11 protein-coding genes are annotated in these 15,093 nt (G+C 65.0%); all 11 read left to right on the forward strand.

Features of this window, described 5'->3' with window-relative positions:
• Positions 1-3 precede the first annotated feature (3 nt).
• The 11 genes from murG (at position 4) to ligA (ending at position 14,996) form a co-directional block, all read left to right on the forward strand.
• Complete coding sequence (murG, locus tag ACYX4S_RS03360; protein WP_476361885.1) at positions 4-1,146, forward strand: undecaprenyldiphospho-muramoylpentapeptide beta-N-acetylglucosaminyltransferase; 1,143 nt, start codon at positions 4-6, stop codon at positions 1,144-1,146.
• The gene (murC, locus tag ACYX4S_RS03365) at positions 1,143-2,561 is read left to right on the forward strand and encodes a UDP-N-acetylmuramate--L-alanine ligase (RefSeq protein WP_476361886.1); all 1,419 of its coding nucleotides are present in this window, start codon (positions 1,143-1,145) and stop codon (positions 2,559-2,561) included. Before murG ends, murC begins: the two co-directional genes overlap by 4 nt.
• Positions 2,558-3,550, forward strand: a complete 993-nt coding sequence (gene murB / locus ACYX4S_RS03370; RefSeq protein WP_476361887.1) for a UDP-N-acetylmuramate dehydrogenase — start codon at positions 2,558-2,560, stop codon at positions 3,548-3,550. Before murC ends, murB begins: the two co-directional genes overlap by 4 nt.
• The gene (locus ACYX4S_RS03375; RefSeq protein ID WP_422069528.1) at positions 3,543-4,472 is read left to right on the forward strand and encodes a D-alanine--D-alanine ligase; all 930 of its coding nucleotides are present in this window, start codon (positions 3,543-3,545) and stop codon (positions 4,470-4,472) included. The genes murB and ACYX4S_RS03375 overlap by 8 nt, the downstream gene beginning before the upstream one ends.
• 20 nt (positions 4,473-4,492) lie before the next feature.
• Complete coding sequence (locus ACYX4S_RS03380) at positions 4,493-5,374, forward strand: cell division protein FtsQ/DivIB (RefSeq protein ID WP_476361888.1); 882 nt, start codon at positions 4,493-4,495, stop codon at positions 5,372-5,374.
• The gene (ftsA, locus tag ACYX4S_RS03385; RefSeq protein WP_293723504.1) at positions 5,371-6,693 is read left to right on the forward strand and encodes a cell division protein FtsA; all 1,323 of its coding nucleotides are present in this window, start codon (positions 5,371-5,373) and stop codon (positions 6,691-6,693) included. Before ACYX4S_RS03380 ends, ftsA begins: the two co-directional genes overlap by 4 nt.
• Before the next feature lie 110 nt (positions 6,694-6,803).
• Entirely contained in the window at positions 6,804-8,588 is a 1,785-nt protein-coding gene (ftsZ, locus tag ACYX4S_RS03390; RefSeq protein WP_293723506.1) for a cell division protein FtsZ, read from the forward strand.
• Positions 8,589-8,869: 281 nt separating this feature from the next.
• Complete coding sequence (gene lpxC / locus ACYX4S_RS03395; RefSeq protein ID WP_476361889.1) at positions 8,870-9,826, forward strand: UDP-3-O-acyl-N-acetylglucosamine deacetylase; 957 nt, start codon at positions 8,870-8,872, stop codon at positions 9,824-9,826.
• Positions 9,827-10,091: 265 nt separating this feature from the next.
• Positions 10,092-10,925 (forward strand): outer membrane protein assembly factor BamD, encoded by an 834-nt coding sequence (locus ACYX4S_RS03400; protein WP_293723510.1) that lies wholly within the window; start codon positions 10,092-10,094, stop codon positions 10,923-10,925.
• 86 nt (positions 10,926-11,011) lie between these two features.
• Entirely contained in the window at positions 11,012-12,688 is a 1,677-nt protein-coding gene (gene recN / locus ACYX4S_RS03405) for a DNA repair protein RecN (RefSeq protein ID WP_476361890.1), read from the forward strand.
• A 130-nt stretch (positions 12,689-12,818) separates the two neighbouring features.
• On the forward strand, positions 12,819-14,996 hold the full coding sequence (ligA, locus tag ACYX4S_RS03410) for an NAD-dependent DNA ligase LigA (protein ID WP_476362809.1): 2,178 nt from the start codon (positions 12,819-12,821) through the stop codon (positions 14,994-14,996).
• Positions 14,997-15,093 lie beyond the last annotated feature (97 nt).

A 15,093-nucleotide genomic window follows, 5' to 3' on the forward strand; every position in this document is an offset into this window, starting at 1 on the left:
GACATGGGACTGACCTTTCTTCTGACCGCAGGCGGAACGGGCGGGCATCTGTTTCCCGCGCAGGCGCTGGCAAGCGAACTGATGCGCCGTGGCCATGCGGTCGAACTTGCGACCGACCACCGTGTCGGCGAGATCGGACGTGATTTCCCCGCACGCAAGATGCACGTGATCGCCTCGGCGACCCTTGCGGGCCGCTCCCCCGTGGCGCTCGCGCGAACGGCCTGGAAGCTCGGGCGCGGAACCCTGCAGGCCCGCGTGTTGCTCAAGGCCCTCAAGCCCGACACGGTCGTCGGCTTTGGCGGTTATCCGACATTTCCGCCGATGCTGGCTGCCTGGCTGACCGGTACCCCCAGTGTGCTGCATGAGGCGAATGCAGTGATGGGGCGTGCGAACCGGATGCTCGCGGCGCGCGCGACGGCCATCGCGACGAGCTTTCCCCTTGCGGGCGGAACTGATCCTGCCCTGGCCTCGCGGAAGGTGCGCACCGGAAATCCCGTGCGCGATGCGGTGATCGCCGCGGCGGCTCCTTATCGGGAGCCCCAGCCGGAAGGCCGGTTCGACCTGCTCGTGTTCGGGGGCTCGCAGGGCGCGCGCTTCTTCTCTGAGGTGCTTCCTGAAGCCCTGCAGTGTCTGGAAGGGCATCTGCGCCGGCGGGTGCGGCTCGTGCAGCAGTGCCGGCCGGAAGATCTGGACCGGGTGAAAGCAGCCTACGACGCGCTCGGGCTGGAAGCCGAGCTTGCCCCATTCTTCCCCGACATGCCGAAGCGCATTGCCGACGCCCATCTCGTCGTGTGCCGCTCGGGTGCGTCGAGCGTGTCGGAACTGTCCGTGATCGGCCGCCCCTCGATCCTGGTGCCGCTTCCCCATGCGCTCGACAACGACCAGGGACGCAACGCGGAAGTGCTGGCGGAGGCAGGCGGCGCCTGGCCGATTGCCCAGAAGGACCTGGATGGTCCCGCCCTTGCCGAGCGGATTATCGATCTCATGAACGCGCCGGCCCGGCTGGCGAAGGCGGCTGCCGCCGCGCGGGACGTCGGACGCCCCGACGCGGTGCGCAGGCTTGCCGATCTTGTCGAACATGTCGCCTCGCGCCGCCCGATTTCGGCGCTCGCGCTGGGCGACCAGAGTGAGGAAACTCCATCATGAAGATGCCCCAGGACATCGGCCCCGTTCATTTCGTCGGGATCGGCGGTATCGGGATGAGCGGTATCGCCGAGGTGCTGCACATGCTTGGCTACACGGTGAAGGGCTCGGACCTCAGCGAGAGTGCCAACGTCAAGCGCCTGCGGGAAAAGGGCATCGAGGTTGCGATCGGTCATCGGGCGGAAAACCTCGAGGACGCCCGCGTGGTCGTGGTCTCCTCTGCCATCAAGCGCGACAATCCCGAACTCGTCGCCGCGCGGGAGCGGTTCCTTCCGGTGGTGCGACGGGCTGAGATGCTCGCCGAGCTGATGCGCTTCAAGCAGGCGATAGCGATCGGCGGCACCCACGGAAAAACAACGACGACTTCGCTGATTTCCGCCCTGCTGGATGCCGGCGGCTTCGATCCGACGGTCATCAATGGCGGCATCATCAACGCCTATGGCACCAATGCCCGCATGGGACAGGGCGACTGGATGGTGGTGGAGGCGGATGAATCCGACGGTACCTTCGTCAAGCTGCCGGCCGACATTGCCGTGGTCACGAACGTCGATCCCGAGCATCTCGATCACTACGGAAGCTTCGACGGCGTGCGTGACGCCTTCCTTCAGTTCGTGGAAAATGTCCCGTTCTACGGCTTTGCCGTGATGTGCCTCGATCACCCGGAAGTCCAGACCATGGTCGGACGCATCGAGGATCGCCAGATCATCACCTATGGCGAAAACCGGCAGGCGGATGTGCGCATCTACGACATGGCGGCGCGCAACGGCGAGACGGTGTTCTCCCTCGAGCTTCGCGACCGGGTCGCGGGCACGAGCGAGGTGATCGAGGAGCTCAGCCTGCCCATGCCGGGCCGGCACAACGTGTCGAATGCCACGGCGGCGGTGGCGGTTGCGTGGAAGCTCGGCATCAAGGCAGACGAGATCCGTCAGGGGCTCTCCGGCTTCCGGGGGGTGAAGCGACGCTTCTCCCTGACCGGGACGGCTGGCGGCGTCCGCGTCTATGACGACTATGCCCACCACCCGGTCGAGATCCGCGCCGTCCTCGGTGCCGCGCGCAGCGTTTGTCCCGGCTCTGTCGTCGCCGTGGTTCAGCCGCACCGCTACACCCGGCTGGAGAGCCTGTTCGACGAGTTCTGTGCCTGCTTCAACGATGCCGACCACGTCATCTGTGCGCCGGTCTATGCGGCCGGGGAAAGCCCGCGTGAAGGCGTCGACCATGTTGCTCTTGCGAATGGCATCCGCGCCAGCGGCCATCGCTCCGTTCACGTGATCGGCGGCGAGGACGAGCTTGCGGCAACCGTCGCGAAGGTCGCCGGGGACGGCGACTACGTCGTGTGTCTGGGAGCGGGAAGCATTTCGCAGTGGGCGGCGGCCCTTCCCGAGGCGCTGGAACGCGTCCGCGCCGGGGAGGAAGCATGAGCGGGGCCGGTCTCATTGCGGCGCATGGTCTGGACCGGATCGGCTTGAAAGGACGCCTGAGCGCCGACCAGCCGTTGTCGTCGGTCACCTGGTTTCGTGTCGGCGGACCTGCGGAACTGCTTTTCCAGCCGGCCGACGTCGAGGATCTCGCACTGTTCCTCCGGCATCTCCCGGAAGGCGTGCCGGTGCTGCCGATCGGGCTGGGATCGAACCTCCTGGTGCGTGACGGCGGCCTCGAGGGTGTCGTCATAAGACTGTCCGCGCGCGGGTTCGGGGCGATTTCGGTTGAGGGCGAGACGATGCGCGTCGGGGCGGCCGTTCCGGACAAGCGGCTCGCGGAAGCCGCCGCCGAGGCCGGTCTTGGAGGTTTCGCGTTCTATGCGGGCATTCCCGGCGGCATCGGCGGTGCCTTGCGCATGAACGCGGGCGCCCATGGGTCGGAGACCGTCGAAGTGGTGCGGGAACTGCAGGCCGTGACGCGCAAGGGCGAGATCTTGCGGATGCCGGCATCGGAGATGGGGTACAGCTACCGCCATAGCGCGGCGCCCCACGACATGATTTTCACGGAAGCGGTGTTCGCCGGCGAGCCCCGTGAGCGCGAACGTATCCGGGCCGAGATGGATGCCGTCAACGAGCATCGCGAGAAGGCGCAGCCGATCCGCGAGAAGACCGGGGGCTCCACCTTCAAGAATCCCCCTGGCCATTCGGCCTGGAAGCTGATCGACGAAGCCGGGTGTCGCGGCCTTCAGATCGGGGGCGCGCGCATGTCCGACATGCATTGCAACTTCATGATCAACACCGGCGAGGCGAGCGCCGAGGACCTGGAGCGCCTGGGGGAGACGGTTCGTGCCCGCGTGCTCGATACGTCGGGCATCTCACTTGAGTGGGAAATCAAGCGTCTCGGGCGGTTTGCCACCGGGGTCGGGATCGAGCCGTTTCTGGGTGCCGTCGGTGGTGCCGTGAGCAAGGAGAGCGCCAGCCATGGCTGATGGGAAGCACGTCGCCGTCCTGATGGGAGGATGGTCCGCGGAACGGCCCGTGAGCCTGAAGACGGGCGAGGCCTGCGCGAAGGCACTCGAGCGGGCGGGCTACAAGGTCACCTGCGTCGATGTGGATCGGAACGTGGCCGCGGTTCTGTCAGACCTGAGGCCGGACGTGGCCTTCAACGCCCTGCACGGCCCGCATGGCGAGGACGGGTGTATCCAGGGCGTTCTGGAAATCCTGGGGATTCCTTATACGCATTCGGGTGTCGCGGCCTCGGCGCTTGCCATGGACAAGGGCAAGGCGAAGGCCGTGATGAAGGCCGCCGGAATTCCCGTTGCCGAACACAAGGTGCTGCACCGGCTCGAGGCCGCGCGCGCGCACGCCCTCAAGCCGCCCTATGTCGCCAAGCCCGTGTGTGAAGGCTCGTCCTTCGGCGTGCTTATCGTGCAGGAGGGGACGGAGCACCCGCCCCAGGAGCTCTTTCGCGACGACTGGCCCTATGGCGACATGGTGATGGTGGAACGCTACATCCCGGGTCGGGAACTGACCTGCGCGGTGATGGAGGACGTTGCGCTTGGTGTCATCGAAGTGATGCCAAAGGGTCACGGTTTCTACGATTTTGACGCGAAATACGCGCCCGGAGGCTCGCAGCACATCCTTCCGGCCGAAATTTCACCATTTGTTTACCAAGAAGTACAGAAACTTAGTCTCAAGGCGCATCGCGCGCTCGGTTGCAAGGGTGTGACACGAGCGGATTTCAGGTTCGACGAACAGCCGTCCGGGCGCGGAGAACTGATCTGCCTTGAGGTGAACACCCAACCCGGAATGACCGAAACATCGCTCGTGCCTGAACTCGCGGCGCACGCCGGTCATTCCTTCGAAGAGCTGACAAGCTGGATCGTGGAGAACGCAAGTTGCGGACGTTGAAGGCAAAACGGGAAGAGGACATGGTCCTGCCGATCGAGGCGGCGCTCGCGCCGCGCGGTCGTGGCGTGCCCCGTTTGCACCGTCGCCCCCTGTGGCGCGCGGCCGGAATTCTTCAGGACCTGCCGCGCTGGACGGGCACCGCCGGCGCGCTCGCGTTCCTGTCCGCGACGATCCTTTATGGCGTCGCGGTCGGCGGCTACGGCCACATGGTTAGCGAATCACTTACGTCCGCCGCCGGCTTCGAAATTGCGAAAGTCGAACTCTCGGGTCAGAAGGAGACCAGCGAGTTCGAGATCCTCGAGGCTCTCGAGATTCAGCAGGGAACGTCGCTGGCCCTCTTCGACGCTGCTGCGGCGCGTGATCGGCTGGAGCGGATCGCCTGGGTCGAAGACGTCTCGGTCCAGAAGTTTTACCCCAACACGCTTCGTGTGAAGATCGGCGAGCGCGAGGCCTATGCGCTCTGGCAGCGCGGTGATCGCCTTTCCGTCATCGACGGCAAGGGACAGGTCATCAGCGATGACGTCGATGGGCGCTACGCCAATCTTCTGATGCTGATCGGCCATGGTGCCCAGACCCGGGGCCGGGAGATCATCGACGATCTCGACGCGATGCCGGAGTTGCGCTCGAGGGTGCGGGCCGCCCGGCTGGTCTCCGACCGGCGCTGGGACCTCGTTCTCGACAACGGCATCGCCGTGCGTCTTCCCGAAGACAATGTGAAGACCGCTCTTGCCGACCTGATGGAAATGGATGCGAAGAACGGTCTGCTCACCCGTGACATCACGGTTGTGGACCTGCGTCTCCCTGATCGCCTGATCGTGCGTCTGACGGACGAGGCGGCAATGCGGCGCAAGGCCGGTGCGAGCGCGTTTGGGACACGCCGCCGGGGAGGGGCCGACACATGACCCGTCGCAACGCCCCGATCTATCTGCCACGGATGCGCCCGCTGCCCGCACGCCGGGCTGTTGTCGTCTCGGTGCTCGACATCGGTTCGACCAAGGTGTGCTGCCTGATCGCCAAGCTGAGCCCGCGCACGGACGACTGCGTGCTGCCCGGGCGCACGCATTCCATCGAGGTTCTGGGTTACGGCTACCAGCGTTCGCGCGGTCTGAAGTCCGGTGTCGTGGTGGACATGGACGAGGCGGAGCAGGCCATCCGTCTCGCGGTCGACGCGGCCGAGCGCATGGCCGGTGTCACGGTGGAGTCGCTTATCACCAACGTGACCTGCGGACGGTTGCATTCGGAAATCATCACCGCCACCGTGGGCCTTGCCGGCGACGACGTGTGCGAGGCTGATATCCAGCGCGTTCTCGCCGCCGGAAGCGCCCATACGGTCGCAGAGGGCCGGGCGGTCATGCATGCGCTGCCAATCGCCTACACGCTCGACGGAAATCGCGGGATGCGCGATCCGCGCGGAATGCTGGGCGAGCGGCTTGGCGTCGACATGCAGGTGGTCACGGCCGAGATCGCGCCGGTGCGCAATCTCGAGCTTTGCATCAATCGCGGACACCTGGCCGTCGAAACGATGGTTGCAACGCCCTTCGCAAGCGGTCTTTCGACGCTCGTGGAAGACGAGACGGAACTCGGTGTCGCCTGCGTCGACATGGGTGGTGGCACGACGACCATTTCGGTCTTCGTGGAAGGCCAGATGGTGCATGCGGATGCGATCGCCGTCGGTGGCCACCATGTGACGATGGACATTGCGCGCGCTCTCTCCACCCGACTGGTGGACGCGGAGCGCATCAAGACGCTTCAGGGCTCCGCGCTTCCGTCGCAGTCGGACGAGCGCGACATGATCTCGGTGCCGCCGGTGGACGCGGAAAGCGATCTGCCCCGTCAGGTGTCGCGAGCCGCGCTGACGCGCGTCGTCGTGCCGCGTGTCGAGGAAATTCTGGAACTGGTGCGCGACAGGCTCGCCGCCTCCGGCTTTGCCGGGCGGGTTGGCAAGCGGATCGTGCTGACGGGCGGCGCAAGCCAGCTCACGGGGCTGACCGAGGTCGCGCGGCGCGTTCTCGGCCGACAGGTCCGGCTCGGGCGCCCGCTGGGCGTCGCCGGACTTCCGGAGGCGGCCAAGGGGCCGGCCTTCGCCGCGGCGGTGGGCCTGCTGATCTATCCGCAGGTCGCCCAGGTTGAACAATTCGAACCGCGCAACATCGCGTCGCGCTGGTCATTCGGATCCAGCACGCTGGCCAGGGTCGGCAACTGGATTCGGGATAGTTTCTGAGGCGGGAAACTGCCTCGGGAAGCGCCGCCGACGCACACGGTGGCGCATGACGAGGGAACCAAAGGTTTGTCGGACGGGCAGAAGGACGTCCAAGGGGTCGCGAGGATACCATGACCATCAATCTGAAAATGCCTGATCTCCAGGAGCTGAGGCCGAGGATTACGGTCTTCGGAGTTGGCGGTGCCGGAGGCAACGCCGTAAACAACATGATCCAGGCCGGTCTGCAGGGCTGCGACTTTGTCGTTGCCAACACGGACGCGCAGGCGCTTGCCAGCAATCACGCCGAGCGCGTGGTGCAGATGGGCGTTGCCGTGACCGAGGGCCTGGGTGCCGGGTCGCAGCCCGATGTGGGCGCGGCGGCGGCCGAAGAGGTCATCGACGAGATCAATGACCACCTGTCGGGTTCGCACATGGTGTTCATCACCGCCGGCATGGGTGGCGGAACCGGTACCGGCGCCGCTCCCGTGATTGCCCGCGCCGCGCGCGAAATGGGCATTCTCACGGTGGGTGTCGTCACCAAGCCGTTCCAGTTCGAGGGTGCCCGGCGCATGCGCATTGCCGACTCCGGCATCACCGAGCTGCAGAAGGAAGTCGACACGCTGATCGTCATTCCGAACCAGAACCTGTTCCGGATCGCGAATGCGCAGACGACGTTTGCCGATGCCTTCGCCATGGCCGATCAGGTGCTCTATTCGGGTGTCGCCTGCATCACCGACCTGATGGTGAAGGAAGGCCTCATCAACCTCGACTTCGCCGATGTCCGCTCGATCATGCGCGGCATGGGCAAGGCGATGATGGGCACGGGCGAAGCATCCGGCGACAAGCGCGCCATGCAGGCCGCGGAAGCCGCGATCGCCAATCCGCTGCTCGACGAGACCTCGATGAAGGGGGCTCGCGGCCTGCTCATCTCGATCACGGGCGGTAACGATCTGACCCTGTTCGAGCTGGACGAGGCGGCGACCCGTATCCGCGAGGAAGTCGATTCCGACGCCAACATCATTCTCGGCGCGACGTTCGACGAGAGCCTGGACGGCATCATCCGCGTGTCGGTGGTGGCGACCGGTATCGACAAGGAACTGCGCGAGGACGTGTCTCCGGCCGAGGCCCGCATGGCGGAACTCACCGAGCGGCTCAAGACGGTCTCCGAGCCGGCTGCTCCGGCGGAGCCGACCCGCGCGCCGCGCGCCGCGGCCCCGGCTCCCCGCCCGGCCGCTCCGGCCCCGCGTCAGGCTGCGGCCGAGCGTATCGAGCAGGAGCTTTCGATCCCCGAGCCGGTGAAGTCCTCGACCGACCCGGACGTCGAGATCGCACGTTTCTCTCCGGCTCCGGAAATGGTTGCCGACGAGGCTCCGATCGCGGATCTGGACGAGAACACGCTCTCCGCTCCCGTCGCCGAGACCCCCGAGGTCGAGCCGTATATTCCGCCGGCAGCCGAAACGGCTCCCCCCCAGCCGACGCGCATGCCGACCATCGAGGAGTTCCCGCCGGTCGCTCAGCGTGAGATGCGTGCTCATGCCCGCCCGGTCGAGGAGGAGCATCACTCGGAAGAGAAGCGTCCGATGAGCCTTCTTCGGCGGATCGCGACCGGCCTTGGCCGTCGCGAGGACGACGAGGATGAGTTCGAGGCGCCTGCGCACCATCCGCAGGCCCAGCAGCCGCAGCAGCAGGCTCCTGCTCCGCGTCAGCCCGAAGCTCCGCGTCAGGCGCCGGTCCAGCAGGCGCAGGCTCCGCGTCCAGCCCAGGCTCCGGCCATGCGCCCGGCGGCTCCGCGTCCCGCGGCCCAGGGGGCGTCGGGTCAGCTTGATCTGACCGGCCGCTCCGCGCCTCAGCAGCGCAACCTGTCGGAAGACGAGCAGCTCGAGATCCCCGCGTTCCTGCGCCGTCAGGCGAACTGACGCGGGCTGCGACCACAAACCTTCCCTCTCGCGGGCGATCCGGTTAACCACCGGATCGCCCGTTTTCTTTTGCGCCGCGAAACATCAAGGATTTCCATAGGGTTGCCCCGCCGGATTTCGTTACAGTCCGTAACAAAGCTTTATTTCTGGCCTGCCACCCCGAGACTGTATGTTCACGCCCAACATACGGAATCGCCAATCGAGCTGATTTCGCTTCCGCTTCGCCTCGCAGGTGAAGCCCCGCACGCCAGCGGGTTTTCCGACAGATGGGACATTCAGTCATGAAAGCAGGTGCAGATCGGCAGACAACGCTCGCCCGGTCGGTATCCCTTGAGGGGATCGGAGTGCACTCGGGAGACCCGGCTGTCGTGACCCTGCATCCGGCGGATGCGAACACCGGCATCGTCTTTTCCGGCCACGATCCGGTGAACAAGCGCGATATCGAGATCCCCGCACATTGGCGCGCGGTCAGCGCGACCGCACTTTGCACCGTTCTCGGGGATCCGAAGGCCGGCGGTGTTTCCACCGTCGAGCACCTTATGGCCGCTCTTCGCGGTCTCGGTGTCGACAACGCCGTGATCGAGGTGGACGGCCCGGAGATGCCGATCATGGACGGCAGTTCCGCTGCCTTCGTCGAGGCCATCGACTCGGTCGGGCTGCGCCGTCTCGCGGCCGCGCGTCGCTATATCAAGATCAAGCGCACCGTGCGTGTGGATCAGGGATCCGCCTGGTGCGAGCTGCGGCCCCACAACGGCACCCGCTTCGACGTGACCATCGACTTCGACGCCGAAGTCATCGGCCGCCAGGCCATGGTCATCGACTTGACGCCGGAGACCTTCCGCGCGGAGGTGGCCCGGGCCCGGACGTTCGGGTCCGTCCAGGAGGTCGAAAAGCTCTGGGCTCTCGGCTTTGCGCTCGGCTCGTCCCTGGAGAACTCCGTCGCGATTTCCGACGGCAAGGTGCTCAACCCCGAGGGGACGCGCTGGCGTGACGAGTTCGTGCGCCACAAGATGCTGGATGCTGTCGGCGATCTAGCGCTTGCGGGCTTGCCGATCCTCGGCGCCTACCGGTCCTACAAGGGCGGACATCGTATGAACCATGCGATCCTCGTCGAGCTTTTCCAGAAGGCCGGGCCGGATGCTTTCGAGATCGTGGAAGCGGGTCTCGAGGCCGAATCGCGCAACGCAGTTCCCGGTGCGCTCCCGCAGATGGCGCTTGCCGGACACGGTGCCTCCTGAAGATTGTGAGGCGGGGCCCACGTCGGGCCAATGGGCTGACCTGCCCTCGAAAGGGCCTGCGTGTGGCCAATCCTGACGGTGGCCATAAAAAAGCGACAAATCTCACCCACATGGCGTGACGTCTGGCGGGTTTATCCGTTACAAGACGGTGCCTGAGCGTCCGGGGTTCGTGCCGTGACGCGTGGCCAGTGAGCGGTGCGACAGGACCGAGTCCAAGGAGAGCAGGCGGCTTATGGTGGGTGAGTACAGGACCGGAACCGGTAAAATGACATTCCGGACGCGGCGCGGATCGCGTGTCGCGCTGGTCGCACTCTCGGCATTGGTGCTTTCCGCCTGTTCCTCGACCAAGGACGAGGACGAGTTCGTTGGGGACACTACTCCGCCGGCGGTGCTCTTCAATGAGGGCCTTGCCCTGCGCCAGGAAGGGCGCCTCACCGACGCTCGCACCAAGTTCGAGCAGATCGACAAGCAGCACCCCTACTCGGAGTACTCGCGCAAGGCGCTGATCAATCTTGCCTATCTGAACTACTCGCAGGGCAAGTACGCCGAGGCGATCACGTCCGCCAAGCGGTTCACGACGCTTTATCCCGGCAGTGAGGACAGCGCCTACGCGCTCTACATCATCGGTCAGTCGTACAACAAGCAGATCCCGGACGTCACGCGCGACCAGGAGATGACGCAGCGCTCTCTCGCGGCCTTCTCCGAGCTTGTGCAGCGGTATCCCGACAGTGAATATGCCGAGGACGCACGCGCCAAGATCCGTGTCGCGCACGATCAACTGGCGGGCAAGGAGATGGAAGTCGGACGCTATTACCTGAAGCGCCGGCAGTACATTGCCGCCATCAACCGCTTCAAGGTGGTTGTGACGAATTACCAGACGACCCGCCATATCGAGGAAGCGCTCTACCGTCTGACGGAAGCCTATTATGCGCTTGGCGTCATCAACGAAGCGCAGACGGCGGCGGCGGTTCTGGGACACAATTTCCCCGACAGCCAGTGGTACAAGGATGCCTACAGTCTCCTGAAGACGGGCGGTCATTCGCCGAGCGAGGATTCTGGAAGCTGGATCAGCCGGGCATTCGAGGGTATCTCTCTCTAGGAAGAGATCCCGTCGGCCAGTCTGGCCCGACCCGTCGCTTTCGCGCATTTTGCGCTGGCTCCACACATGGTCCGGTTCCCGCTTGCATGCTCGCCACGCTTGCCATCCGCGATATCGTGCTGATCGACAGGCTCGATCTGGAGTTTGCGGACGGAATGTCCGTGCTCACTGGCGAGACCGGAGCGGGAAAATCCATCCTTCTCGACGCCCTTAGCCTCGCGCTGGGTGGCCGTGGAGATGCCGGCCTTGTGCGAAACGGGCAGCCCCAGGGCCAGGTGACGGCCGCCTTCGACGTGCCGATGAGTCATCCGGTCCGCAAGCTTCTTGCCGACAACGACCTCGAGGCCGATGGGGATGTCATCCTGCGCCGCGTCCAGGCTGAAGACGGGCGGAGCCGGGCTTTCATCAACGATGCGCCGGTAAGCGTTGCCTTGCTGCGGCAGGTTGGAAGCCAGCTTGTCGAAATCCACGGACAGAACGACTCACGCGCCTACACCGATCCAGCCGAGCATCGCAGGCTGCTCGACATGTTCGCCGGCGCCGAAGGCGCCGCGGCGAAGGTCGCGAACGCCTATCGCGAGCTGAGGGCCGCCGAGCGCGAGCTCAGGGAGCAGGAGGAGCGGATCGAGGCGGCCCGGCGGGAAGCGGATTTCCTGCGTTCGGCTTCCGAGGAACTCGCAGCGCTCGCCCCTCAGGAGGGCGAGGAGGAGCAGCTTGCGGGCCTGCGTCATGACATGATGCAGGTGGAAAAGATCGCCACGGACCTCGGCGAGGCATTCGATACGCTGAACGGCTCCGCCTCGCCGATCTCCGAGATTGCCGCGCTTTGGCGCCGCCTTGAACGGAAAGCCGAACAGGCGCCGGGCATTCTTGGCGCGCCGGTCGGTCACCTGGCCGAAGCGCTCGACAGGCTGGAGGACGCCCGCGCAGGCCTCGAGACCGCGCTGCGCGAGAGCGAGTTCGACCCCAGGACTCTGGAGCAGACCGAGGAGCGGCTCTTTGCCTTGCGCGCGGCATCCCGAAAGTTCCAGGTTCAGGTTGACGAACTGCCTGAACTCCAGAAGCGATATCAGGCCGATCTTGCCGCGCTGGATGCCGGCGAGGAGGCTCTGACGGCGCTTGGGGAGGCGGTAACCAGGGCACGTGAAGCCTATGATGTAGCCGCATCCGATCTTTCCGCACGCCGTCGCAAAGGTGCCGAGGCCCTTGAAAAGGCGGTCGCGCGCGAGTTGCCGGACCTCAAGCTTGAGCGGGCGCGTTTCATTGCCAATGTGGACAGCGATCCCGAGGCACGGACACGTGAGGGCATCGACCAGGTCGAGTTCTGGGTTCAGACTAATCCGGGAACGCGCCCCGGGCCGATGATGAAGGTTGCCTCCGGTGGTGAGCTTTCGCGTTTCCTGCTGTCGCTGAAGGTCTCGCTCGCCGACAAGGGGTCGGCGCCGACCCTGGTCTTCGATGAGATCGATACGGGTGTCGGCGGTGCGGTCGCGGAAGCGATCGGGTCACGTCTTGCGCGTCTTGCGCAACGGGTCCAGGTGCTTACGGTCACCCATGCGCCACAGGTTGCGGCACGGGCCGACGGCCATTTCCTGATTTCCAAGGAAGACACGGCCATGGACCGGGTCGCGACACGGGTGACGCGGATCGACGTGGGGCATCGGCGCGAGGAGATCGCGCGGATGCTCGCCGGAGCGACGATCACGGAAGAGGCGCGCGCCGCCGCCGATCGTCTTTTGTCGGATGCCGGTCCCCGCAACTGATCCCCATCGGCCATGCCCGTGAGGGCATGGCGCATCATCCCCAGATCGCATGGCCCGTCATCTCGCCACCGGCGGCGAATGGCCCTATCTTGCCGGTCATACCCGTTCACTTCTCGAGATCTGGCGTGACATGGCCGACACGATGCTCTTTGACCGCGACCCGGAAGACCTCACTCTCGAGGAGGCCGCGGCGGAACTGGAACGGCTGGCCCGGGAGATTGCCGAGCACGATCGCCGCTATCATGGCGAAGACGCTCCGAGCATTTCCGACGCGGAGTATGACGCTCTCAAACGCCGCAACGATGCCATCGAAAAGCGTTTTCCGGATCTCGTGCGCTCGGACAGTCCGTCGCTTCGGGTGGGCAGCGCGCCGGCCGAAGGTTTCGGCAAGGTCACGCACAAGATCCCGATGCTGTCCCTCGACAACGCCTTCGAGGACGGAGATGTGCGCGAGTTCGTGGGCCGGATACGCCGGTTCCTGAAGCTCGATCCGCTCCAGGGAGCGATCGCGATTACCGCCGAACCCAAGATCGACGGTCTGTCGCTGTCACTGCGCTACGAAAACCGCAAGCTTGTCAGTGCCGCCACGCGCGGTGACGGCACGGTTGGAGAGAACGTTACGCGCAATGCGATGACGGTCTCCGATATTCCCGACATTCTTCCCGCGGATGCTCCGGATGTGGTTGAGGTGCGTGGCGAGGTCTACATGCGCCACGACGATTTTCAGGCGCTCAACGCGCGGATGGAAGCGCAGGGCACGAAGGTCTTCGCCAATCCCCGAAACGCTGCTGCCGGTTCGCTGCGCCAACTCAACGCGGATGTCACGCGCTCGCGCCCGCTTCGCTTTTTCGCCTACGCGTGGGGCGAACTCAGCGAAACGCCGTGCGAGACGCAGTACGATATGGTGCAGATGCTCGGGAAATGGGGGTTTTCGGTCAACCCGCGCATGAAGCGATGCGAGAGTGTCGAGGAGCTTCTCGAAGTCTACCACGGCATCGAGGAGGAGCGGGCGCTGCTGGACTATGACATCGACGGGATCGTCTACAAGGTCGACAGGCTCGACCTTCAGCAGCGGCTGGGGTTCGTGTCGCGGGCCCCACGCTGGGCAATCGCGCACAAGTTTCCCGCAGAGCAGGCCTTCACCGTCCTCAATGCCATTGAAATCCAGGTCGGCCGTACCGGAGCGCTGACGCCTGTGGCCAAGCTGGAGCCCGTAACGGTGGGTGGCGTGGTCGTCTCCAATGCCACGCTGCACAACGAGGACTACATCAAGGGGATCGGCCAGGACGGCGAACCGATCCGCGAAGGCAAGGACATTCGCGTCGGCGATACGGTGCGCATCCAGCGTGCCGGCGACGTGATTCCCCAGATCGTCGATGTGGATCTCGACAAGCGACCGAAAGATTCGGTCCCGTTCGCATTTCCAACGGAATGCCCGGCCTGTCACAGTCATGCGGTTCGCGATGTGAACCCCACGAGCGGACGCACGGACGCCGTACGTCGTTGCACCGGCGGTCTCGTGTGCCCAGCCCAGGCAAAGGAAAAGCTCAAGCATTTCGTTTCCCGCCATGCCTTCGACATCGAGGGGCTTGGCGACAAGCAGGTCGAGTTTTTCTACGAGTTGCCGATGGAGGAGGGGGGCATTCGCCAGCCCGCCGACATTTTCACGATTGCGGAGCGGGATCGGGCGTCGCCGATCATCAAGCTCAGAAACCGGGACGGCTGGGGTGAAACCAGTGTGGCCAACCTTCTCGCGGCCATCGACGCGCGCCGGGAGATGCCGCTAAATCGCGTGATTTTCGCGCTCGGCATCCGTCATGTCGGCGAAGGCAATGCCAAGCTGCTCGCACGCCACTATCTCGACTGGGAGACCTTTGCCGGATCGATGAAGGCGGCAGCGGATACCGGATCCGATGCCTGGATGGAACTCGTCGGGATCGACGGTGTCGGCGTAACGGTGGCAAATGCCGTAGTCGAGTTCTTCGCCGAGGAGCACAATCGTCAGGCGGTCGACGCGCTGATGAATGAGATTTCGCCCCAGCCGATGGAGCGTGTCGAGGCGGACGCCAGTCCGGTTGCGGGCAAGACTCTGGTGTTTACCGGTACGCTCGAACAGATGAGCCGCGACGAGGCGAAGGCGCGCGCCGAGGCGATGGGGGCAAAGGTTGCCGGCTCCGTTTCCAAGAAAACCAACCTCGTGATCGCGGGGCCCGGTGCAGGTTCGAAGCTCAAGAAGGCCGAGGAGCTTGGGGTTGAGGTGATCGACGAGGCGGCCTGGGTGGAGATGGCACGGGCCTTCTCAGGTTGAGATGATCCGGCCTTAAGTCTGGCATGTTTTAACATTCGGGTTATTACATAGACGTACATCTTTGGGCGTTTCCTGTCCTTTTCATAGATTAATTGCG

This window comes from Stappia sp. ABD4_338 (genome assembly GCF_056312175.1).